Annotated in this window: 22 protein-coding genes; 12 read left to right on the top strand and 10 right to left on the bottom strand. The window is 35.6% G+C overall.

Features of this window, described 5'->3' with window-relative positions; genetic code table 11:
• The first annotated feature begins 208 nt into the window (after positions 1-208).
• Positions 209-1,357, top strand: a complete 1,149-nt coding sequence (locus tag BXY64_RS07695; protein WP_120239306.1) for a hypothetical protein — start codon at positions 209-211, stop codon at positions 1,355-1,357.
• 33 nt (positions 1,358-1,390) lie between these two features.
• On the opposite strand, the gene sigZ is transcribed toward BXY64_RS07695, so the two are convergent.
• The 3 genes from sigZ to BXY64_RS07680 all read right to left on the bottom strand — a co-directional run bounded on the left by sigZ (position 1,391) and on the right by BXY64_RS07680 (position 3,206).
• Complete coding sequence (gene sigZ / locus BXY64_RS07690; protein WP_120239305.1) at positions 1,391-1,942, bottom strand: RNA polymerase sigma factor SigZ; 552 nt, start codon at positions 1,940-1,942, stop codon at positions 1,391-1,393.
• Positions 1,943-2,116: 174 nt separating this feature from the next.
• Positions 2,117-2,371 (bottom strand): hypothetical protein, encoded by a 255-nt coding sequence (locus tag BXY64_RS07685; RefSeq protein ID WP_120239304.1) that lies wholly within the window; start codon positions 2,369-2,371, stop codon positions 2,117-2,119.
• Positions 2,372-2,489: 118 nt separating this feature from the next.
• Positions 2,490-3,206 (bottom strand): RDD family protein, encoded by a 717-nt coding sequence (locus tag BXY64_RS07680; RefSeq protein ID WP_120239303.1) that lies wholly within the window; start codon positions 3,204-3,206, stop codon positions 2,490-2,492.
• Between the two features lie 208 nt (positions 3,207-3,414).
• Here BXY64_RS07680 and BXY64_RS07675 point away from each other — a divergent pair, with 208 nt between their 5' ends.
• The 7 genes from BXY64_RS07675 to BXY64_RS07645 all read left to right on the top strand — a co-directional run bounded on the left by BXY64_RS07675 (position 3,415) and on the right by BXY64_RS07645 (position 10,170).
• Complete coding sequence (locus BXY64_RS07675) at positions 3,415-4,377, top strand: stage II sporulation protein M (RefSeq protein ID WP_120239302.1); 963 nt, start codon at positions 3,415-3,417, stop codon at positions 4,375-4,377.
• Positions 4,378-4,380: 3 nt separating this feature from the next.
• The gene (locus BXY64_RS07670) at positions 4,381-5,256 is read left to right on the top strand and encodes a hypothetical protein (protein WP_120239301.1); all 876 of its coding nucleotides are present in this window, start codon (positions 4,381-4,383) and stop codon (positions 5,254-5,256) included.
• Positions 5,257-5,332: 76 nt separating this feature from the next.
• Positions 5,333-6,064: a hypothetical protein gene (locus tag BXY64_RS07665; RefSeq protein WP_147375944.1), complete on the top strand. Its 732-nt coding sequence runs from the start codon at positions 5,333-5,335 to the stop codon at positions 6,062-6,064.
• A gap of 4 nt (positions 6,065-6,068) precedes the next feature.
• Positions 6,069-7,256, top strand: coding sequence for a DUF4350 domain-containing protein (locus tag BXY64_RS07660; RefSeq protein WP_120239299.1), 1,188 nt, complete (start codon positions 6,069-6,071; stop codon positions 7,254-7,256).
• 14 nt (positions 7,257-7,270) lie between these two features.
• Positions 7,271-8,251: an AAA family ATPase gene (locus tag BXY64_RS07655; protein ID WP_120239298.1), complete on the top strand. Its 981-nt coding sequence runs from the start codon at positions 7,271-7,273 to the stop codon at positions 8,249-8,251.
• A complete protein-coding gene (locus BXY64_RS07650) occupies positions 8,251-9,582 on the top strand; it encodes a DUF58 domain-containing protein (RefSeq protein ID WP_120239297.1) in 1,332 nt (443 codons plus the stop codon). Before BXY64_RS07655 ends, BXY64_RS07650 begins: the two co-directional genes overlap by 1 nt.
• Before the next feature lie 12 nt (positions 9,583-9,594).
• Positions 9,595-10,170 (top strand): peptidylprolyl isomerase, encoded by a 576-nt coding sequence (locus tag BXY64_RS07645; protein ID WP_120239296.1) that lies wholly within the window; start codon positions 9,595-9,597, stop codon positions 10,168-10,170.
• Here BXY64_RS07645 and BXY64_RS07640 read toward each other — a convergent pair.
• On the bottom strand, positions 10,154-10,846 hold the full coding sequence (locus BXY64_RS07640) for an HAD family hydrolase (protein WP_120239295.1): 693 nt from the start codon (positions 10,844-10,846) through the stop codon (positions 10,154-10,156). The two genes, BXY64_RS07645 and BXY64_RS07640, sit on opposite strands and share 17 nt — an antisense overlap.
• Positions 10,847-10,994: 148 nt before the next feature.
• Here BXY64_RS07640 and BXY64_RS07635 point away from each other — a divergent pair, with 148 nt between their 5' ends.
• Positions 10,995-11,369, top strand: coding sequence for a hypothetical protein (locus BXY64_RS07635; protein WP_147375942.1), 375 nt, complete (start codon positions 10,995-10,997; stop codon positions 11,367-11,369).
• A gap of 1 nt (position 11,370) precedes the next feature.
• On the opposite strand, the gene BXY64_RS07630 is transcribed toward BXY64_RS07635, so the two are convergent.
• The 3 genes from BXY64_RS07630 to BXY64_RS21330 all read right to left on the bottom strand — a co-directional run bounded on the left by BXY64_RS07630 (position 11,371) and on the right by BXY64_RS21330 (position 14,622).
• Positions 11,371-12,336 carry a metallophosphoesterase gene (locus BXY64_RS07630; RefSeq protein WP_170150609.1) on the bottom strand — a complete coding sequence of 322 codons (966 nt, stop codon included), beginning with the start codon at positions 12,334-12,336 and terminating at the stop codon, positions 11,371-11,373.
• Positions 12,337-12,490: 154 nt separating this feature from the next.
• A complete protein-coding gene (locus BXY64_RS07625) occupies positions 12,491-13,963 on the bottom strand; it encodes an aminotransferase class V-fold PLP-dependent enzyme (RefSeq protein ID WP_120239292.1) in 1,473 nt (490 codons plus the stop codon).
• A gap of 494 nt (positions 13,964-14,457) precedes the next feature.
• Positions 14,458-14,622: a hypothetical protein gene (locus tag BXY64_RS21330; RefSeq protein ID WP_170150608.1), complete on the bottom strand. Its 165-nt coding sequence runs from the start codon at positions 14,620-14,622 to the stop codon at positions 14,458-14,460.
• Between the two features lie 20 nt (positions 14,623-14,642).
• Between BXY64_RS21330 and BXY64_RS07620 the strand changes: the two genes are divergently transcribed.
• The 3 genes from BXY64_RS07620 to BXY64_RS07610 all read left to right on the top strand — a co-directional run bounded on the left by BXY64_RS07620 (position 14,643) and on the right by BXY64_RS07610 (position 19,399).
• Complete coding sequence (locus BXY64_RS07620; RefSeq protein WP_120239291.1) at positions 14,643-16,547, top strand: AMP-dependent synthetase/ligase; 1,905 nt, start codon at positions 14,643-14,645, stop codon at positions 16,545-16,547.
• A gap of 92 nt (positions 16,548-16,639) precedes the next feature.
• Complete coding sequence (locus tag BXY64_RS07615) at positions 16,640-18,166, top strand: alkaline phosphatase (protein WP_120239290.1); 1,527 nt, start codon at positions 16,640-16,642, stop codon at positions 18,164-18,166.
• A 90-nt stretch (positions 18,167-18,256) separates the two neighbouring features.
• On the top strand, positions 18,257-19,399 hold the full coding sequence (locus tag BXY64_RS07610) for a YibE/F family protein (protein ID WP_120239289.1): 1,143 nt from the start codon (positions 18,257-18,259) through the stop codon (positions 19,397-19,399).
• A 165-nt stretch (positions 19,400-19,564) separates the two neighbouring features.
• On the opposite strand, the gene BXY64_RS07605 is transcribed toward BXY64_RS07610, so the two are convergent.
• From BXY64_RS07605 to BXY64_RS07595, 3 genes are all read right to left on the bottom strand, one after another.
• The gene (locus BXY64_RS07605; RefSeq protein WP_120239288.1) at positions 19,565-19,858 is read right to left on the bottom strand and encodes a two-CW domain-containing protein; all 294 of its coding nucleotides are present in this window, start codon (positions 19,856-19,858) and stop codon (positions 19,565-19,567) included.
• 154 nt (positions 19,859-20,012) lie between these two features.
• Complete coding sequence (locus BXY64_RS07600; RefSeq protein WP_120239287.1) at positions 20,013-20,768, bottom strand: DUF1835 domain-containing protein; 756 nt, start codon at positions 20,766-20,768, stop codon at positions 20,013-20,015.
• 12 nt (positions 20,769-20,780) lie between these two features.
• Complete coding sequence (locus tag BXY64_RS07595; RefSeq protein ID WP_170150607.1) at positions 20,781-21,356, bottom strand: Crp/Fnr family transcriptional regulator; 576 nt, start codon at positions 21,354-21,356, stop codon at positions 20,781-20,783.
• Positions 21,357-21,386: the final 30 nt, after the last annotated feature.

The following is a 21,386-nucleotide window of genomic DNA, read 5'->3' as shown; positions in this document are numbered from 1 at the left end:
GGTGTGATATAAGCTTAATAATTGGCACAAAAATTAACATTTATGGATCTTCATCTCAGAAAACCTCATATTTTCATTATGAGTCACCAGCATTAAGTTTTGGCCAGATATTTGCTTCTTCATGCATAAAAATTTAAGAAACCATAAACTCAAATCACCGTAGTATTCATTTTAAATATATTTTTGCGACATTAAAAATCCCACACATATGAGAAAACTATTACACTACATTGTATTATCAAGCCTTGTTGTTTTAACGGCATGCAGTTCCGGAGAAAAAGCATTGCAACATGGAAACTATTTTGCAGCCGTAAGCAAATCGGTTGATCGATTAAGGTCAAATCCTGATAAAATAAAAGCCCAGGAAACCTTACTTTCAAGCTACCCGCTGGCAGTACAATGGTACGAAAAAGAAATTAACAATTTACAGGCTTCTGCTGATCCTTTTAAAAACACCAAATCTGTCGATAAATACCAGTTGCTAAATCGCATGTACAACGATATCAACAGATGCCCAGCAGCCATTCGTTTGATTCCAAATCCTAAATCATACCAGTATGAATTGGAACAGGCAAAGTTAAATGCTGCACCTGAATGTTACCAAGCTGGCTTAAATGCATTGGCAAAAGGTGGCCGACAAGATGGAATCAATGCCTACAACCACTTCCAAAAAGCCAATGGCTTTGTTCCCAATTACAAGGATGTTCAAATTAAACTTGAGGAAGCTGAATACATGGCAACCCTAAAAGTAATTATTGAACACATCCCTGTGAATTCTCAAAAATACAAGTTAAGCTCTGAGTTTTTCCAGGACCAGGTAACACAATATCTTTTCCACAATATCAAAAGAAGATTTGTACGCTTTTACACTCCTAAACAAGCTGAACTTGAAAAGCTTGAATATCCGGACCATATTATTTCAATGGGATTTGAAGATTTTATTGTTGGAGAAACACATGACACAAATTACGAGAAGGAAGCCATTAGTGCAGATAGTGTTGAGGTAGGTAGTACAACCCTTAAAAACGGAGATAAAATAAAAGTCTATAATAAAGTAAAGGCAAAGCTTCACATTCACAAAAGAGAAGTTATTTCTAAAGGTTTACTATTCCTTAAGGTAATTGAATTTGGCAATCAAAAAATTATCAATGACAAAAGGTTTGGCGGCCAATTCATTTGGTTTCATGAGTGGGGACACTTTAATGGCGATGAGAGAGCATTAAGCAAGGAGGAGCTTGAAATTTGTGAACATGAACCAATTCTTCCTCCAGCACATCAGGATTTATTCGTAGAATTTACCAAACCTATTTACAAAGACCTAACCGAAGAATTACGAAAGTTTTATAACAGATATTAATGATCAAAAGCCATTAGTTCCTTGCTAATGGCTTTAATTTTCACGACAGTTATCACAACTGCTAATCTTTTTTTCGTAGTCTATTATTCGTCCTTTCGAATCTTTTTGAAAACTACAACACCTGCTTAATGCTTCTTTTAAAAGATTTCTTCCACGCTGAACTCTCGATTTCGCAGCAGAATATGAAATTTGAAGTTTCTCTGAAAGTTCTTTCTGGCTCAATCCATTCAACTCACTTAACAAAAGCGCATCTCGATAATCCTCGGGCAAAGATTTGATCATTGGCACAATACAAGACTGGATATCAGTCATAGCATTAGCATCATTTTCATCTTCTAACTCAAGAAGCTGAATTTCCGATTCTTCATGATGTTCACAGCGACGATAGTGATCAATTATGGTATTCCTGGTAATTTGAAACAACCAGGCCTTTACCTTCTTCCCTTCATGTAAAGTATCAATATTATTGTGAATTTTTATAAAAACCTCCTGCAATAAATCATCTGCCAAAGCAGAATCAGATACTCTTTTTCGAATAAAAGAAAGCAATTGTTTGTGATATGTTCTCCATATATGCTCTACCATACATTCTCGAATTAAACTATAGAAAACAAAAATATAAATTTTGAGAAGTTATCTATAACAATTCTAAATAAAAAACCACTTACCTATTTTTCCGCTTACACGAAATAATAAATAAATGGTCTTGTGAAAATTAATTAGTAGTGGTTATTAAAATACAAATATATTTCTGTTGATTTAGCAGCCACAACCCTCACCACAACCACACGCATCAATAATGTATTTCATATCTTTAAATTGATCAGCAATATCATTTTTTCCCTTACTTTCCGGTGGACACTGACATGGTCCAAGTCCCTTACAAGCACAATCTTTTAAAGGTTTATCTTCCGGAGCATTTAAAACTTGGTCTACCAATTCCGCATTCACATTATCATCGTTACAACAAATTCCGGTATGATACAATTGCGATCCACAACATTCGTTACTCATATTCTTTACTTTTTTACTTTCTACATTTTAATTCTAATCTCAATCAGGTAGACGCAGAATATGAAAAACGGACGCAAAAAAAATCGACAAAAATTAATTTTTGTCGATTCCTTCTGATTTATACGTTCTTATGAATAAAGTTATAATCATCGATTAAGGTTTGGAAAAATTGTTCCGGTGGCATTTCTGTTTTCATGCCCAATTGCTCCATCACTTTTGCTCGTGCTTTTAATCCAAAAGTCAACTTTTCTACAGGGTCGTCCATGGTTTTAAGTTGTTGTATCACTCTTTTGAAAAGTTCCAAATCTTTATCCACAACTTTTCTTGATTCAGGAAAAATCAATTGGTAATTATCTGGTACCTCTGATAATATGGTATTGCTAAGTTTCATGGTATGATTTGTTTTAACCACGGTTGTTTTAGCAAGAATATCTCCAATTCTTTGGCCTTTTTCACCAATAACAATGGTAAGAATAGCTGCAACACCATTGGTTAATCCAATATCTACCAAACGAAACATCCAGCGAATTAGGTAGTGAATAAATCCAGGAGCATCTCCATTAATCTTACAAACCTTTATTTTCATGATACGCTTACCAGGAGTTTGCCCATTCATAAAGGTTTCAAAAAGTAAACTATAAAATAAAACTGGTACCAAAAAAACAAAGCCTATTGCAAATGCCTCTCCCAAAAGTCCAACTACCATGGCTATAAAAAAAGCGCAAACACCAACAAATAAAGCATCAAGCAGGTAAGCTGCGATTCTCTCCCCCACACTCGCCAGTGGAAAGTTTAATTGTACATTCTGAGTAGTTTCAATTCCAATTTTAGACATAGGTAGTTTTGTTTAATACAGAACGAATATACCTATCGCAAACAAAAGATGAAAATTTACAAGCATAATTTATTAAACAGAATTTATAGACCATTGTTTTTCTACAACTTAAATAAATAAGATGTAAATAATCAATAAACAGCTTTTGTTTATTAAACTATTTAAAATAACTTTAGCGATCTAACACAGATTATTGGCTCTAATATTTATGAAAGAAATTGTATTTCTTAATCGAAATAAGAATAAATGGGAAAAATTTGAGCAATTAATTAAGGATCAATCAGAAAGTAATCCAGATACTTTGGCAAATTTATACATCCAAATTACTGATGATTTATCTTACTCCAGAACATTTTTCCCAAAGTCTTCAACTACTGCATACCTTAATCAGTTAAGTATGCGTGTTCACCAACAAATTTATAAGAACAAAAAGGCAAAAAAAGGAGCATTCAGAAATTTTTGGACTACCGAGCTTCCTTTAACATTATATGATATCAGAAAGCAATTGCTGTATGCTTTTTTAATTTTCTCGGTATCTGTTCTAATTGGTGTTTTATCTTCAAGAGGAGATCAAGCATTTGTTCGAACCATTTTAGGAGATGACTATGTAAACATGACTTTGAACAACATTGAAAAGAATGATCCAATGGCAGTTTACAAACAACATGGACAAACCTTAATGTTTCTGGGTATCACAATTAACAATGTAAAGGTGTCCATTATGGCATTTGTACTGGGAATTTTTACTGCTTTCGGAACTGGATATGTGTTATTTTCAAATGGAGTTATGCTGGGCAGCTTTACCTACTTCTTTGTGCGACACGATTTATTTTGGGAATCGACCCGGGTAATTTGGATACATGGAGCCCTAGAAATATCAGTAATTGTAATTGCTGGTGCTGCAGGTATCGTTTTGGGAAATAGCTTGATATTTACAGGAACTTTACCTCGAAAAACATCCATACAAATTGGAGTTAGAAAAGGTGTGAAAATTATTGCTGGAATCTTTCCAATATTCATAGTTGCAGGCTTTTTGGAAGGTTTCGTAACAAGACATACCAATATGCCAATGGTCCTGAGTTGGGCAATAATCATCAGCTCCTTTTCATTTATCATTTGGTATTTTGTAATAAACCCCGTTAGAGTATATAAGAATCAACATAAATTTTAAAAAATGACTACAGAGAATTTTAGACTTGAAAAAGTAAGAGATTTTGGGCTTCTTTTTAGCGACACTTTCCTTTTTATAAAGTACAACTTCAAAAACTTATTAAAAGGAATGCTTTACTATGTGGTACCATTTGGATTACTTCAAGGAGTTGTGATGGGCTTGTTTCAATATGAAACACTACTTTCATTAGGAAATGGTTCTGGAATAAATGCCAACTATTCATCGTCTACCGTGATCTATTCAACTTTAGCATCCTATATTTTCATGTTAATTTCATACACAGTAGCAATTGCCTTTATTACACAATACATTAAATTATATCGCGACAAGGGTGCTAATAACTTTGAGGTAAATGAAGTTGGGAAAGCCATGTTAAATAATATTCCTAAAATATTAGGCGCTATTATTTTATCAGGTATAATTGTTGTATTGGGATGTATTCTTCTTATCATTCCAGGAATATACATTGGTGTTTGCATCAGTTTGGTAGTTCCAATCATTGTTTTCGAAGATGAAAGTGTAGGCAATGCCATTAGTGCTTGCTTTAATCTAATTAAGAGCAATTGGTGGAATACATTCGCCGTTCTTTTTGTTATGGGATTAATTAGCTCTGCATTAAATTTTGTGTTCCAACTTCCATCAACCATTTATCAATTAATGAGCACCATATTTATGGCAAATGGTGATGCAATGACACCAAGTAAATCCTTACTGATCTTATTTTCGATTATACAGGGAATTGGCTATGCTCTTATACAAGTATTGCCTTTAACCGCCATTGTAATGCAATACTTTAATTTAATTGAAAGAAGACAAAGCCCAGCTTTATTAAAGGATTTGGAAACTGTTGGCAATAATGAAACGTCCATTTCTAAATAATTATTACCTCACACATGAAAATAATTATTTAGAATTGGTAAGTTCCATCTGGCCTAAAATATCTAATTATAAACAGATGAATAACCCGTTTAGAATATTAGTTTTAATAACTTGGTTCCTGATATTATCGGGAACCAAACTCTTTGCTGCCCATACCAATGAGGCAGATACTTTAATTCTTGATAAAGGTCAAGTAGAGATTTATAAAAAAGACATTTCTAAAAGTAGAATTGAGAACTATCGCCAACAAAAGGAATTTAACTACGAATTTTCTGAAGTTGAAAACATCAGCTTATTCGATAAAATTCGCTTGATGCTGAACCGATGGTATGTATTTTTAGTTAAAAGCCTTGGAGTAGTATGGTTTTTACGATATATAATTCTGGGCGGATTATTAATTCTTCTCATATACATTATTATCAAAAGCAATTCAAGTGGACTGTTCAGTCCGCATCAAAAAATTATTAATATTCCATTTGCCGATGATGTAAATCCTGAAAATGTGAATTGGGAAGAGGAAATTGCAAAAGCTGTAAAAATGGGGGAATACCGACTTGCCGTTCGTTACCAGTTTTTATCCTCTTTAAAATCACTTAGTAAAAACAATTTCATCAACTGGAAGGCCGAAAAAACCAATTACGATTACATCAACGAAATAAAAGACCAGCAAGTAAAAACAGACTTTAATAAGCTAAGCAATCTGTACGAAGCTGTTTGGTATGGAAACTTTTCGATAATTCAAGACGAATATGCCTTAATTGGGCAGGATTTCGAAAAATTTAACTCATTGTTTAATACAAGAAACTAATAAAATGAAACTGATAATTCCCAAATCAACTTATCCGTTTATCGTCATCTTGATATTGCTGTTTCTTGTTGAACTATTTGCTCCAACACCAATTGACTGGACACAAAGCTTCAATTCTGATGACAAAAGGCCTTTTGGCTCATATCTTTTAATGAACCTGATTAAAACAGATTTGTTTCCAAATAAAGAAGTAGAATTCAAAACAGTTCCAGTTTTTAATTATCCCGAAAGCAAGATATCAGATCCTCTTAAGAACTACATTTTCATTAGCAATAATCTGGAAATGCAAAAATGGGACGTCGATAAGTTGGTGAAACTTGCCGAGAATGGAAATCAAATTTTTATTGCAGCATCATCAATTAGTCATCCCTTAGCAGATACACTTGACCTTAGCCTTACGCCCAATGTAATGTTTTCCAATCTAGGAAAAACGGTGCGTATTCAAAAATTGGAAAACCAGAACATCTCCTTAAATAAAAAATATAAATACGAAAAGGCTTTTGATGTTGTAAGCATTGAAAAATTTAACAGAGACAGTTTAATTGTACTGGGAAGAGATGTAGATAAGAACATCCAATTTATTAAAAAACAATTTGGCAAAGGAAATATCTTTTATAGCTGCCAACCATTGGCATTTACCAATTACAACGTGGTTGAAGCTAATAATGCAGATTACATTGCCGGGGCTTTTAGCTACCTTCCTAACCAATCAATTGTTTGGGATGAGTATTACAAACCAACAAGAGCATTAAGACACAGTTCGCCACTAAGGTACCTATTAATCCATCCGCCATTAAAATTGGGTTTTTACCTTTTGTTTTTCTGTCTGATATTCTTGCTTCTGTTCCAAGGGAAAAGACAACAGAGAATTGTTCCCATAATTGAACCGTTGAGAAACACTTCTCTTGAATTTATTCAAACATTAGGTTCCTTGTATTACACAAAGAAAAACCACAAAGATATTGCGGATAAGAAACTCAAATACTTTAAAGAATTCATTCGATCTCGATATCACATCGAATTCAAGAAGGAAAACATCAAAGAATTGAGCAGTCGATCAGGCTTGCCGGAAAAAACATTGCAAATGCTGTTCGATCAATCCAAATCAATTGAAACATTAACACATTTAACTCAGGAGGGTTTGGAAGATTTCCACTCCAAAATTGAATACATCTATAATAATTGCAAATAAGACAATCACATCATATGGAAAGAAACACACAATTCGAAAATAGAATTGATTTAGGTGAATTAAATCAGCTAATCAATCAAATTAAGTTTGAGATCCAAAAAGTAATTGTTGGACAAGAAAAAAACATAGACCTACTACTTGTTGGTCTATTCTCTAAAGGACACATTTTAATTGAAGGTGTTCCTGGAATTGCTAAAACTTTATCGGCAAAGCTATTGGCAAAAGCAATCAGTTCTGATTTTTCAAGAATTCAGTTTACCCCTGATTTAATGCCTTCGGATGTTTTGGGGACTACCATCTTTAACATGAGCAAATCGGAATTTGAATTCAACCAAGGTCCAATTTTCTCGAACATTGTGTTGATTGATGAGATCAATCGTGCTCCTGCCAAAACTCAATCGGCCCTGTTTGAAGTAATGGAAGAATACCAGGTAAGTATTGATGGCAACACCTATAAAATGGATGAACCATTCTGGGTATTGGCAACACAAAATCCAATTGAACAGGAAGGAACCTATAGATTGCCCGAAGCACAACTGGATCGATTCTTAATGAAAGTTGAGTTTGAATATCCAAGCGAAGAGGAAGAATTAAGTATACTTGAAACCAAACACGAACGAAGAGGAGCTTTAGAAACTCAAATCATAAACAAGGTAATATCTGCTGATCAAATTAAAGAAATGCAAGATAGAGTTCAGTCCATTCACATTGATGAAAACCTGAGAAAATACATTGTACAGATTGTTCAAAAGACCAGAAATCATCCTGGAATTATTTTGGGAGCCTCTCCTCGTGCATCGGTTTCGGTAATGACAGCAGCCAAGGCTTTCGCTGCCATTCATGGACGCGATTTTGTGACTCCTGACGATATCAAAAATATTGTTGCTCCGGTTTTACACCATCGTCTAATTTTAACTCCTGAGAAGGAAATGGAAGGAATTAAACCAAAGGAAATCATTCATCACATTTTGGAAGGTATTGAAATCCCACGATAATGAAGTTTATTAAATCTTTATACCTACATCCTTTTTTCTACTGGCTGATTAGCGCTATTGCCGTGATATCCGTATTGGGCTTTTTTATCCCAGTACTATATACCATTGCAAAATTAGCCTGCCTGTTTTTTGTAATCGCTTTGGGCTTTGATATTCTTCTGTTGTATCGAACTAAAGATGCTATTCAGGCAGAACGAATTTGTCCTGAAAAATTATCGAATGGAGATGAAAATCCGATTCAGATTAAGCTACAGCACAACTACAGTTTTACAGTTAACATTGATTTGATTGATGAAATTCCAATTCAATTTCAAAAGAGAGATTTTAACTATTCGCTATCGCTAAAAGCAGGAGAAGAAAAATTGGTTAATTACTCGCTCAGACCATTAAGTCGTGGAGAATATCACTTTGGAGTAATTAATGTTTATGCCTATTCATTCTTAAAAATCATCAAGCGAAGGTTTAAGTTGGGTAATTCGGAAATGATTCCTTGTTATCCTTCATATATGCAAATGCGCCAATACGAACTGATGGCAATTTCGAACCGATTAACAGATTTTGGAATCAAGAAGATCCGCAGAATTGGGCATCAAATGGAGTTCGATCAGATTCGTGAATACGTAAAAGGAGATGATTACAGAACCATTAACTGGAAGGCAACGGCCAGAAAATCACAGATCATGGTGAATCAATACCAGGATGAGAAGGCTCAGCCTGTTTATTCGATTATTGATTGTGGCAGATCCATGAAAATGCCTTTTTATGGACTTAGCCTGTTGGATTATGCCATAAATACAAGCTTGGTAATATCGAACACTGCAATTTTAAAACACGATAAGGCAGGTTTGCTTTGCTTTGGTAAAAATGTTCATTCTAATATTCGTGCAGGAGGAAGAAGAACTCAGGTAAAGAAAATCATGGAGGTTTTGTACAACCAGGAAACCGATTATCCGGAACCCAATTACGAACTGCTTTATTCATCGGTGAAGCACTTTGTTAGAGGCCGAAGTTTGCTTATGCTGTACACGAACTTCGAAAGTTTGGATTCCATGAAAAGGCAACTTCCCTATTTACAGGGCTTGGCTAAAGATCATCTTTTGGTTGTGATTTTCTTTAACAATTCGGAAATTGAAGAAATGACAAGAAAAGAAGCTGATAGCATTGAAGATATTTACGTAAAAACCATTGGTGAAAAGTTCTTATTCGATAAAAAACTAATCGCAAAAGAGTTGGAAAAGTATGGTATTCATACGATATTGACTGATCCAAAAGATCTAACGGTAAATAGTTTAAATAAATATTTGGAATTGAAATCCAGAGGTTTGATTTAATTTCTCACAGCCATGAAAAAATATAGCATCATTATTATTGCCTTTGTGCTAACGGTATTTGCTTGCAATTCGCAAAATCCAATCGTTACAATTGGTACCGATTTGGGTGAAATTGAATTGGAAATATTTGAGGACAAAGCGCCCATTACAGCCAAACATTTTATGCAAAATATTGATGGAAATGTTTTTAAAGATGCTTGTTTTTACCGTGTTGTCAGACTGGACAATCAGCCGAACAATGATATAAAGATTCAGGTAATACAAGGAGGCTTATTCCATGATTCAATCGTGGATAAGCTGCCTACCATAAAACATGAAACTACCAAAGAAACTGGTATTTTGCATACCAATGGAGTAATTTCCATGGCCAGATTAGAACCCGGCTCTGCAAGTACCGAGTTTTTTATTTGTATTGACAATCAACCAGAGCTGGATTTTGGCGGAATGCGCAACTCCGATGGACAAGGTTTTGCTGCTTTTGGTAAAGTCACCAAAGGAATGGATGTAGTCAAAAAAATCCAAACACAAAAAGACCAGGGACAAATGCTGAGTAAACGCATTAAAATCCTATCTATAAAACGCAACTAATCAATTCTTCAATCTTCTCGATTTTTTGAAAGTCTGAATTGGAAATTTCCTCCTCTTCAACCATTTCGTGTACCCAGGTAGTGTGAAATGGCACATGAACAGCCTTTCCTCCCAAGTGTAATACTGGCAGAATATCTGATTTTAAAGAATTCCCAACCATTAAAAACTCTTCTGGCTCAATATCTAGATGCTTGATTAGTTTTTCGTAATCACTTTCCTGTTTATCACTCATCACCTCGATGTGATGAAAGTATTTTAGCAATCCTGATTTTTTAAGCTTGCGTTCCTGATCGAGCAAATCTCCCTTTGTTGCTACAATCAAACGATATTTTCCAAACAAGGATTTTAAAACAGACTCTATCCCATCTATTAGCTCAACAGGCTTATTAATTTGTTCCTTCCCCAATTCCAAAATTGCTTGCACTTTTTCTGCCGAAAGGTTGCCATTGGTAATTTTCAAGCCCGTTTCGATCATCGATAAAATAAAAGCTTTTGTGCCATATCCGTACAAAGGAATGTTCCCAATCTCAATCTTAAAAAGCTCTTTTGTTACCTCATCCAGACTCATTCCATTGGTTAACAACTCACAGAATTTCATTTCTGTTTCACGAAAATATGGTTCGTTAACCCATAACGTATCATCTGCATCAAAGCCAATCACCTTAATCTTATCCATAAAAGAAGTATTTAATCTCGTGCGAAATTACGAACAATCCCATAAAATCCAACACCAATCACTTGGCTTGACTTTATCTTAACAATTGATTACTTTTAATTGTATCTGCAATGCATTGCTATTTTTCTCACCATTTCAAAAAAGAATTATGGAAAGAAGAATGAATTACCAAGATCATCCCTCGCGATTTTTTCTACTGATCGCCAGGATCATAGGGCTTTGTATTACCGGAGTCTTTCTATTGTTTATGGTTCCTGAATTCATCGAAATCCTTGACAACAAATCTGACTATACTGAATTCTGGATTTTTGTATTTTATGCGCTGGCAATGATTTATGGTGCAGGCTTTCTTCTCTCCTTCTGGAAAATAAAAATCAGCGCCTACATCATGATAGTAAGCAGCGTAGCAATTGCTCTTTATGGATTTTTTGATACAATGAGTTGGGCGGTATTCCTAATTCTGATTCCTTTGTCATTTTCAGGAATCTTATTTTTAATCTATTCAAAGAAAATGGGTAAGTGACCTATATAGTCTCTACTTTCTTTACCTTTTTAATTTTTACGATGTTCTCAGAATCCAATGATCCACCATTCCATCGATAGGCTACCATTATGCCACCATTTGCAATGCAACCATCAACACAGCAAAGATTCTCACGAATTACACCTGCTTTTCCATTTAGGCAATAATGCCCAAAAAACACTGGTAATTCATCTTTAGGATAAAGAGGAATGTCATAACAAAGTTCGCGCGGAATGGTGTAATTGGGAAGTTTAAATTTATTCCCGAACGAAATATCCTCAAAGCCCTTCCCTTGCATTGGTTCCCACCATTTTATTCTATAGGCAGTACGCTTAAAGCCATAACCATCTTTAAGAACCATATCGTCGGGCAAATTAAACTCCCTGCCCTTTAGTAATAACATTAAAGCATTAAATACTTTACCGCGTTCAAAATAAATTCTCCTTAAAAACTTCTTACTAAGTCTGTTTTCAGGATTTTCTTTCTTTATAATCTCAACTGCCTCATCTTCCCATGAAGCATGAACCACTCTAAAACCATCCAACTCCAGGAAAATAGGAAGAGAACGCAACCATTTCAGGTATTTCTTACGCTTTGCCTTATCAAGTTTAAACTCTTCGTAGGTTTTTTTAATTTGCGTCTTGTTCTTTAGGTTATGATCGCGTAAAAATACACCATCATTGTCTTTTGTATAATAAGCAAGAACATTCAATTCATGATTTCCTACTACCGCATAAGCATTTCCCGATGTCACCATCTTCATAACAATGCTTAAAGTCTTAACAATCTCAGGTCCTCTGTCTACAAAATCACCAACAAATACAGCCTTTCTTTCAGGATGTGAATATCCGAATTCTCCTTCGGTATATCCCAAGAATTTTAACAGCTTCTTTAGTGTTTCCGCCTCTCCGTGAATGTCTCCTATTATATCGTACACTTTTTCATCTGATTGGTTAATCTTTACCAAAAATATAAAATTATTTGTATTTGCACATCTATAAGTTTTGAGATGACTTTGGGGAAGTGAGTGAATCTGGAACTAAAATCTTTGACTTAATGGACATAAAAAATGCTTATCCGAAAATCAGATAAGCATTGAATATTTTTAACTGTACTCTGGCTTATAGATTAAACAAACCATTCACTTCTATTTTTTTCTTGATATTCTTATCTCCACTGTAGTAAAACTCATTCACTTTACGATTGTAAGTGTAATCATTTTTCCACTCCTCATAGTTTTCGATTACCTTTTCCAAAGAGTCGATAAAATAAAGTACCTCTTTGTTTGTTGTGGTTGGATGTAAAGACCAACGCACCCAACCAGGCTTATGCGATAAATCACCAGAAGTAATCTCATTGGTAATGGCATCCGATTGTTCCTGACTTACTTCCAGCAAATAGTGCCCATAAGTACCGGCGCATGCACAACCTCCTCTTACCTGTATTCCAAATCGATCATTCAATAACTTCACCAACAAATTGTAATGAATGTACTCTACGTAAAATGAAAGAATCCCAAGTCTTTTCTGAACATTGTCGGCAAGGACATGAACATCTTTAACTGCCTTTAATTTACCAAAAGCCAAATCTAAAAGCTCTACTTCTCTATCTGCAATATTCTTGGTGCCCATTTGGTTCTTCACCTCAATTGCCAAAGCGGTACGAATGGCTTGAAGAAAACCTGGTGTTCCACCATCCTCACGAGCTTCAATATTATCAACAAACTTATATTTTCCCCAAGGATTTGTCCAATCAACCGTTCCTCCGCCCGGATTGTCGGGCACCTCACAATTGTACAATTTTGAATCGAAAATCATTACTCCTGAAGATCCGGGACCTCCTAGGAATTTATGAGGAGAAAAGAAAACTCCATCCAGCTTTGCTTTCGGATCGGCAGGATGCATATCAATGTCAACATATGGTGCCGATGCAGCAAAATCGATAAAGCAAATGCCACCATATTCATGCATAATTTTAGACATCTCGTAATATGGCGTAACAATACCAGTTACATTGGAACAGGCAGTAAATGAACCAATTTTCATCTCTCTATCCTTATATTTTTCCAACTCGGCTCTCAGGTTATCCAAGCTAATGGTTAAATCATCACCTGGAGGAACCACTACCACATCAACATTGGTTTCGTACCAGGAAGTTTGATTGGAATGATGCTCCATATGAGTGAGAAAAACCACTGGCTTTTCTCTTTCTTTTTGGCATTGATATCTACCAATCATCCCACAGCCTTTCAGTCCAAGAATGCGTTGCAGTTTATTTACAACCGCTGTCATCCCAAATCCAGCATGAATGATTACATCATCCGGACCCGCGTTCACATGTTTTTTGATTAATTCCTGAGCTCTATGGTAAGATTGAGTCATTAAAGTTCCGGTCTCGTTGGTTTCCGTATGCGTATTGGCAACATAAGGGCCAAACTCTTTTAACATCTTCTTTTCCAAAGGACCGTACAAACGTCCACTGGCAATCCAATCTGCATATACGATCTTTTGCTTTCCAAAAGGAGAATAAAAGCTAGCATCGTAACCAACTGTATTCTTTCGAAACTTTTTAAAATATTTTTCTAAACTACTCATTGGGTTAGGGTTAGTTTTTTTGACTTTAGGTTTCTTTCTTTTAAGACAATCTTTATTTCACTTTGGGTGAAAACGAAAATCAGATATTAATCTTATTGCATTTTTGATAATCGGCTTCAAAATAGATATTTGCACCTGCAAAAACAAGAAGAAATATCAGCTTTTTAAGGGTTTTTAAGATTAGAATCATCCTTAATTACCAATCAAAATGAACAATAACAAAGAAGAATGACCATTCCAAGGGCTTAAAGCACGCACAAATCTATGGCAAACTGATGTTTTAATCTTCAATCACTACCACTCTAACTTGAAACACTCAAATTGACACTTCTATTAGACTCCATCAACTTGATTGAAGGAGATTCAAGCTTCAATTGGACCCAAACAATTTGATTGGAAGTATTTAAACCTTTAAATTCTGTCAAACAAAATGGAAAAATGGAAATTAAAGCTTCCATCACTCCCCTACAAGTTGCAGGGCATAATTTCAAGCTTCAATAGGCTTCAATCAATTCTGAAAAGTATTGGCCAATCCATTTTTGAAACCAAATCGATTCAGAATAGTCTTTAATCACCTCAATCATGATTAATTTTAAAAGGGATAATTTGTTTTGACCTCCCGAATCGATTACTTTTGGCTTTCTTAATTCATTATACATCAGACTGACATAATATATCGATGAATACAATAATTCAACTTTTTGAGGAAAGCGTAAAAAAATATGGGGCTAATCCATATTTGTGGGAACATACAGGTGAGAAATACGAATCGCTAAGCTACAAGGAACTACACAAGCAAGTTAAGTTTTTAGCCTATGGTTTGTATGCTTCCGGCATTGATAAAGGAGATAGAATTGGTCTTTTATCGGAAGGAAGAAATGCCTGGGTTCTTTCAGAACTGGGAATATTATTTGCTGGTGCAGTAAATGTTCCTTTATCTGTGAAACTAGACGCTCAAAATGAATTAAAATTCAGACTAATTCACTCCGAAGCAAAATATGTTATTGTATCAAAAAATCATCTCGAAAAAATTCGTTTGATTAAGGATGAAATCAAGACACTTCAGCAAATCATTGTAATTGATGAAGATGTTGAGGTGGATGGCATTGAAATTTACCTTTCGGATATTATGAGCCTGGGTGAAATGCTTGTCGAAAATGAGAAAAAGGATGTAGATAAAATGCAACAAGAGATACAAGCCGATGACAACGCTAATATCTCCTACACTTCGGGTACTACTGCCGATCCTAAAGGAATTATTTTAACGCATAACAATTACACCAGCAATGTAATTCAATCGTCGAGCTTAATGCACATTCCTGCGCATTACAAAACCTTATTGATTTTACCATGGGATCATTCTTTTGCTCATACTGCGGGAATCTATAGCTTCATGCTAAAGGGAGCATCCATTGCTGCCGTGCAACAAGGCAAATCGCCAATGGAGGCATTGAAAAACATTCCTAAAAACATCAAGGAAATTAAGCCTCACATTCTAATGAGTGTTCCTGCACTGGCAAAGAACTTCAAAAAGAACATCGAGAAAGGAATCAAAGCCAAAGGTCCAAAAGTTGAGAAATTATTCAACAAAGCCTTGAACCTGGCATACAAATACAACGATCATGGTTGGAACAAAGGCAAGGGAAGCAGAATGTTCCTGAAGCCAATGTACATGTTCTACGATAAGATATTGTTCTCGAAAATCAGGGAGAACTTTGGTGGCAACTTAAAATTCTTTGTTGGAGGTGGTGCACTGCTGGATATCGAATTACAGAAATTCTTTTATGCTATCGGCATTCCAATGTACCAAGGTTACGGATTATCAGAAGCCTCTCCTATTATTTCATCAAATGCCCATCACAAACATAAATTGGGTTCGTCGGGATTTTTGGTTAGCAATATGGACCTGAACATTTGCGATGATGATGGCAATGCGCTACCTGTTGGCCAGAAAGGTGAGATTGTAATAAAAGGCGGTAACGTAATGAAAGGTTACTGGAAAAATGAAAAAGCATCGGCAGAAACACTAAAAGATGGATGGTTGCACACCGGTGATATGGGCTATATGGACAAAGATGGTTTCTTGCATGTACTAGGACGATTCAAGTCTTTGCTAATTGCAAATGACGGTGAAAAATTCAGTCCTGAGGGAATCGAGGAAGCTTTTGTTGATCAATCACCATTAATGGATCAGTGTATCTTGTATAACAATCAGGATCCTTATACCATTGCACTTGTTGTTCCTAACAAAGCAGCAATTGTAGCCAAACTAAAGGAGCAAAACTTAACCCCGGATACGGAAGAAGGCCAGAAAGCTGCCTTGGATGTATTACAGGCAGAAATGAACGAATATCGTCCAGGTGGAAAATACGAGGAAATGTTCCCGCATCGCTGGTTGCCTACTGCAGTTGCAATATTGCCTGAAGCATTTACCGAAGAGAATAAGTTGTTGAACTCAACAATGAAAGTAGTTCGCGATAAGGTGATTGCCTATTTCAAAGAGTATGTAGACCATTTGTATTCTCCTGAAGGCAAAAACTTCTTTAACGAGAAAAACAGACAAAGTATTGAACGCATGAAATAAAATCTAATATAGATTTAACTTTCTTTTACTATTTAAAACCATTACAGATAAATGTTTTTTTATAGTTTTGAAAAAAATTTTAAACCAAAAACATGACACGATTAAAACCAATCACCATTAGCTTGATTATTGCTTTAACATTCTGCTTTAGCAATGTTTTTGCACAACCTAGCGAAAGAGATAATTATCAGGGGGAATCTCCAAAATACATTTTCTATTTTATTGGAGATGGTATGGGCTTATCGCAAGCCAACACGGCTGAAGCCTATTTAGGAGCCATTAACAATACCAATGGAATCCAAAAATTAAAACTAAACACCTTACCAAAGCAAGGTTTTTATACCACTTATGCTACCGACAGATTTATTACAGGATCTGCAGCGGCAGGAACTGCTCTTTCAACCGGAGTAAAAACATCGATTAGTACAATTGGTATGGATGCAAAAAGACAAAAACCTTTGCAAACCATTGCCGAAATGGCCAGAGATAAAGGCTACAAGGTTGGAATTGTAACTTCTGTTTCACTGGATCATGCAACTCCGGCGTCTTTCTATGCACACCAGCCTACAAGAAGCATGTATTACAATATTAGTTTAGATCTAAGTAAAAGTGGTTTTAACTACTTTGCAGGTGGAGGCATCAAGCATCCTGAAGGCGATGGCAAAGTTGATAGTAAAAACATCATGGCCAACTTTGGAATGGGAGAAGATGTTGATCTAAAAAACAAACTGCCAAATTCAATCGAATTGGCCAAAGAGAGAGGATATGAATTTGTTAACTCGGTTAAAGAGTTCAACAAACTAAAAAAAGGCGATGATAAGGTAATCTGTATTGCACCAAAATTGGTTGGCGGTAAATCTCTTCCTTATTTCATCGATCAAAATGGAAAATCAGATATCTCTCTTGCCGAATTTACCGAAAAAGGAATCGAACTACTAAATAACAAAAAAGGATTCTTCATGATGGTTGAAGGAGGTAAAATCGACTGGGCTTGTCATGCCAACGATGCTGCAACCGTAATTCAAGAAGTAATTCAGTTCGATAATGCTGTTTCCGTTGCTTTAGACTTTTACAAAAAGCACCCTAAAGAAACCTTGATTATAGTTGCTGGTGACCACGAAACTGGTGGAATGGCTTTGGGATTTTCTGGTAGTCATTACCACTCAGACTTTGCCATACTTCAACACCAGAACTTATCGTACGAAAGTTTCTCAAACTTGATTTCTGATTACAAAAAGAACAATGAAGGAAACTACAAAGTAGAAGATGGTTTGGCATTGGTGAAGAAACACTTTGGTTTAGGAGATGCTGAAAAAGGACTTGAATTAAGTGAATTCGAGATGCAGCAACTAAAAACTGCATTCGATAAAAGCATGAACTACAACAAGAAAATGAAGAAAGACGATCAGTTTTACTTGTTGTATGGTAGTTACGATCCACTCACAACAACAGCTTGTCATATTTTATCACAAAAAGCAGGTATTGGTTGGACATCTTTTTCTCACACAGCTGCACCAATTCCAATTCGTTCCATTGGGGTTGGATCCGATTTGTTTATCGGATTCTTCGACAATACCGACGTTCCAAAGAACTTAATGAAATTAATAGAACACAAATAATTTACAAGCCTCGCAATTGCGGGGCTTTTACTTTTCTACTTTTCCACTTTTTGACTTTTCGACTTTTCGACGATTTCCTAACTTTGCCATATGTTGAAATTTAAGCTACCTCAAAAATCCGATTTAATTCTAATTGTACTTTTAATTGTACTAAGCACGATCATAGTACTGCTTCCAAATGGTTTTGAAACGCAGGCAGACAATAACACAACGCGTGTTAGGGCATTGGTTTTAGAAACCGATAACAGTTTAATTATTGAAACGGGTATTATTAAGACAGGTACACAAGCCTTAAAAATCAGAATCCTAAACGGTAAGTTTAAGGGAGCAGAGCTAACCGCTTTTAATCAGTTGGTGGGAAGAATGGAATTCGACAAATTCTTTCTGCCCAAAGACAAAACTCTTACCGTGCTTAATTTAAACGAGGATAACTCAAAAATTATTAATGCCACAGTGGTGGATCATTATCGCATTCGATTGGAAGCTTTTCTTTTGGCTCTATTCGTAATTATTTTGGTGGCTTTTGCAGGATGGACAGGGATTAAAGCCATGCTATCCTTTATGTTTGCAGGTATTGCCATATGGAAATTATTACTGCCGGGATTGCTAAAAGGCTACGCTCCTATCCCACTTTCTTTGGCCATTGTGGCCTTGCTAACATCGGTAATTATATTTTTGGTAGCAGGAACCAACAAAAAAGGTTTGAGTGCATTTTTAGGGGCAATGAGTGGAGTTGCCGTTACCTGTATCATGGCCATACTATTTGGTACACTTTTTAACATTCATGGTGCCATTAAACCATTTTCCGAAACCTTACTTTACTCTGGATACAATTACCTGAATCTTACTGAAATTTTCCTTGCCGGGATTTTCATCTCTTCTTCGGGAGCCGTAATGGACATTGCCATGGATATTTCAGCTTCGCAGGCCGAAGTATACCAGGCAAACAAAGGAATCAGCAGAAAGGAATTGCGCCGTTCGGGTTTCGAAGTTGGAAAAGCAGTTGTAGGAACCATGACAACCACACTTCTTCTTGCCTATTCAGGTGGGTTTTCTGCCCTATTAATGGTATTTATTGCACAGGGCACTCCAATGATTAACATTTTAAATCTGAACTATGTATCGGGAGAAATCCTGCACACCTTAGTTGGTAGTTTCGGATTGGTATTGGTAGCGCCATTTACTGCAATTATTGGTTCCTGGGTTTTTACAAGAAGAACAAAAAATCATTAGTCTTTCATCCGCTATTACTTATCTCTTTAAATGAGTAAATTGAATTGGCTTTGGAATTTTACAACTTTTCTACTTTTTCACTATTCAAGACTTTCAAAAAAAAAGAGACAAAAGGAAGGTCTTACTTCTTTTTATCTCTTGGGTTTTATTGATTGTGAGTAGTTTCTAATATTTTTTTCGGGCTTGTTCAGGGGTTACACAAAAGCTTCGCTCTTCCTGGTCTTGCACATATTTAAAAAATGCACACTTAAAACAACTCTCAAACTTTTGAGCAAAATTACCATCTACTTTATCTTCACAAAGAGTTCCAGATATGGCCCAACAAAACCGACCTCCTGTTGCTCCATTGTTAACCCCGTCAAATTCGCTGGGAAGTGCGGCTGGGCACACTCCCAACTCATGCACTTTAGCTCCGTTCAACTCCCTTCCACACTTCATTAATTCCCAACAATTTTTCATAGGTAATTTAAATACTAGTTTCTTGGTATATGTTACGGAGACAGTACTTCTTAGATTCACTTTAAGTATTCATTCTTGACCAATTGAGACTTTATTTGGATAAAGATATTTTTCTACTGTTTCTGAAGATTTATCAGTATACGAAACAAATAAACTATTTACTTGTTAGTATTTCTTTGAGCAGGCCACGCACCTGAAAGTCACCAAAACCGTAGATTTCTTCTCTTTTGCAAAACTCCTTAAATAGAGGAGCAAATTCTGTAGTTTCCAATTCGATTATAATATTTCGTAAACTTTCCTTTGGTCGCCCCTCGTACTTTCCCTTTGACAAACGATCAATTTGTGCATTTACAGCAGGAAGTAAAAACGAGAATTGTTCTTTTAATTGATCAGCAATCTCAAGCATACCTGTCCAATCTTTATGCTGATACATTCTCCACAATTTGGACATCTGCATCAATGATTTACTATCAATTGACATTTTGTGCTCATGAGCCATTAATAGTTCCTCCTGATTCATTCTGCCAAAGTTGTATTCGTTGCCTTTATTGGGACGAACCAAAAAAATGTTCTGATTTTTACCATTCTCGAACAGAAGATTCAAACAAAACCAAAAATTCACCTGGCAAAACAGATCATCTTCAAACCACAGGTTCACCTCATCCTTCTCATTTATCTCCAGTATCTTTTTCAATTCTACTGAAGTTCCCTGATGATATTCCTCTTCACTAAATACAGGGTATTTGCTACAAATAAACTTTGCCCGAACCTGTAATAACTCATCCAGGCTTTCTCCAGTAACATTTCCGTCAACCAAACATTCGCGAGCCACAATCAATTCTCCCTTGATGTTTTTTGGAAACATCTCCTTTAAGCAATCTCCGTTTACAATGTGGTAGGTTTTATGCATACTTTTCGAATTTTAAAGCTCATTCAATTCTTTTCTCAGTCTGCTTATGGTTACCGGCGACACGCCCAAATAGGAAGCAATATCTTTTAAAGGAACCCTTTTCTTTACATTCTGATTGCCTTCAATCAATTTAATGTATTTTTCTTTGGTGGTTAAGGATTTAAATTCATCCAATTCATGAATGGTATTTATAAAAACACTTTCCATAAAGCATCGGCCCCAATTTGCCCAATCGCAATAATCTTTAAACAATGCTTTTACATGATTTATTTTCACCCTGTAAAACAAGCTGTCTTCCAATAATTCTGTAGTCTCGTGAATGTAATTCATATCAATGTATGAATTCATCGAAAAACAGATATTGCCTTCAAATCCAAACCAAACTACCTTCTTGTTTCCCTTCTCGTCGATATAATGATTCTTGACTGCTCCTTCTTCAATAAAGAACAGATAAGGCGAACGAATGTTTTCATGAATTAACACCTCTCCTTTCTTCATTCGAACTTCTTCGAATTCATGAATGATTAAATCTTTGCTTTGCTTCGACAGTTTATAATACCTATCGATAGCGGAAATGGCATTTCTCATAAAAACATTTTTTGATTCTGACTTAACAAA

Origin of the sequence: Marinifilum flexuosum (assembly GCF_003610555.1) — a bacterium.
GTDB classification, from domain to species: Bacteria; Bacteroidota; Bacteroidia; order Bacteroidales; family Marinifilaceae; genus Marinifilum; species Marinifilum flexuosum.
Note: the sequence above shows the minus strand (reverse complement) of the source record. Positions and strands in the feature narration are given on the sequence as shown.

What these genes read in the sequence shown, in the direction of transcription:
- BXY64_RS07695 (WP_120239306.1), top strand. Translation starts at nt 209, where the DNA reads ATGAGAAAACTATTACACTACATTGTATTATCAAGCCTTGTTGTTTTA.
- sigZ (WP_120239305.1), bottom strand. Translation starts at nt 1,942, where the DNA reads ATGGTAGAGCATATATGGAGAACATATCACAAACAATTGCTTTCTTTT.
- BXY64_RS07685 (WP_120239304.1), bottom strand. Translation starts at nt 2,371, where the DNA reads ATGAGTAACGAATGTTGTGGATCGCAATTGTATCATACCGGAATTTGT.
- BXY64_RS07680 (WP_120239303.1), bottom strand. Translation starts at nt 3,206, where the DNA reads ATGTCTAAAATTGGAATTGAAACTACTCAGAATGTACAATTAAACTTT.
- BXY64_RS07675 (WP_120239302.1), top strand. Translation starts at nt 3,415, where the DNA reads ATGAAAGAAATTGTATTTCTTAATCGAAATAAGAATAAATGGGAAAAA.
- BXY64_RS07670 (WP_120239301.1), top strand. Translation starts at nt 4,381, where the DNA reads ATGACTACAGAGAATTTTAGACTTGAAAAAGTAAGAGATTTTGGGCTT.
- BXY64_RS07665 (WP_147375944.1), top strand. Translation starts at nt 5,333, where the DNA reads ATGAATAACCCGTTTAGAATATTAGTTTTAATAACTTGGTTCCTGATA.
- BXY64_RS07660 (WP_120239299.1), top strand. Translation starts at nt 6,069, where the DNA reads ATGAAACTGATAATTCCCAAATCAACTTATCCGTTTATCGTCATCTTG.
- BXY64_RS07655 (WP_120239298.1), top strand. Translation starts at nt 7,271, where the DNA reads ATGGAAAGAAACACACAATTCGAAAATAGAATTGATTTAGGTGAATTA.
- BXY64_RS07650 (WP_120239297.1), top strand. Translation starts at nt 8,251, where the DNA reads ATGAAGTTTATTAAATCTTTATACCTACATCCTTTTTTCTACTGGCTG.
- BXY64_RS07645 (WP_120239296.1), top strand. Translation starts at nt 9,595, where the DNA reads ATGAAAAAATATAGCATCATTATTATTGCCTTTGTGCTAACGGTATTT.
- BXY64_RS07640 (WP_120239295.1), bottom strand. Translation starts at nt 10,846, where the DNA reads ATGGATAAGATTAAGGTGATTGGCTTTGATGCAGATGATACGTTATGG.
- BXY64_RS07635 (WP_147375942.1), top strand. Translation starts at nt 10,995, where the DNA reads ATGGAAAGAAGAATGAATTACCAAGATCATCCCTCGCGATTTTTTCTA.
- BXY64_RS07625 (WP_120239292.1), bottom strand. Translation starts at nt 13,963, where the DNA reads ATGAGTAGTTTAGAAAAATATTTTAAAAAGTTTCGAAAGAATACAGTT.
- BXY64_RS21330 (WP_170150608.1), bottom strand. Translation starts at nt 14,622, where the DNA reads ATGTATAATGAATTAAGAAAGCCAAAAGTAATCGATTCGGGAGGTCAA.
- BXY64_RS07620 (WP_120239291.1), top strand. Translation starts at nt 14,643, where the DNA reads ATGAATACAATAATTCAACTTTTTGAGGAAAGCGTAAAAAAATATGGG.
- BXY64_RS07615 (WP_120239290.1), top strand. Translation starts at nt 16,640, where the DNA reads ATGACACGATTAAAACCAATCACCATTAGCTTGATTATTGCTTTAACA.
- BXY64_RS07610 (WP_120239289.1), top strand. Translation starts at nt 18,257, where the DNA reads ATGTTGAAATTTAAGCTACCTCAAAAATCCGATTTAATTCTAATTGTA.
- BXY64_RS07605 (WP_120239288.1), bottom strand. Translation starts at nt 19,858, where the DNA reads ATGAAAAATTGTTGGGAATTAATGAAGTGTGGAAGGGAGTTGAACGGA.
- BXY64_RS07600 (WP_120239287.1), bottom strand. Translation starts at nt 20,768, where the DNA reads ATGCATAAAACCTACCACATTGTAAACGGAGATTGCTTAAAGGAGATG.
- BXY64_RS07595 (WP_170150607.1), bottom strand. Translation starts at nt 21,356, where the DNA reads ATGAGAAATGCCATTTCCGCTATCGATAGGTATTATAAACTGTCGAAG.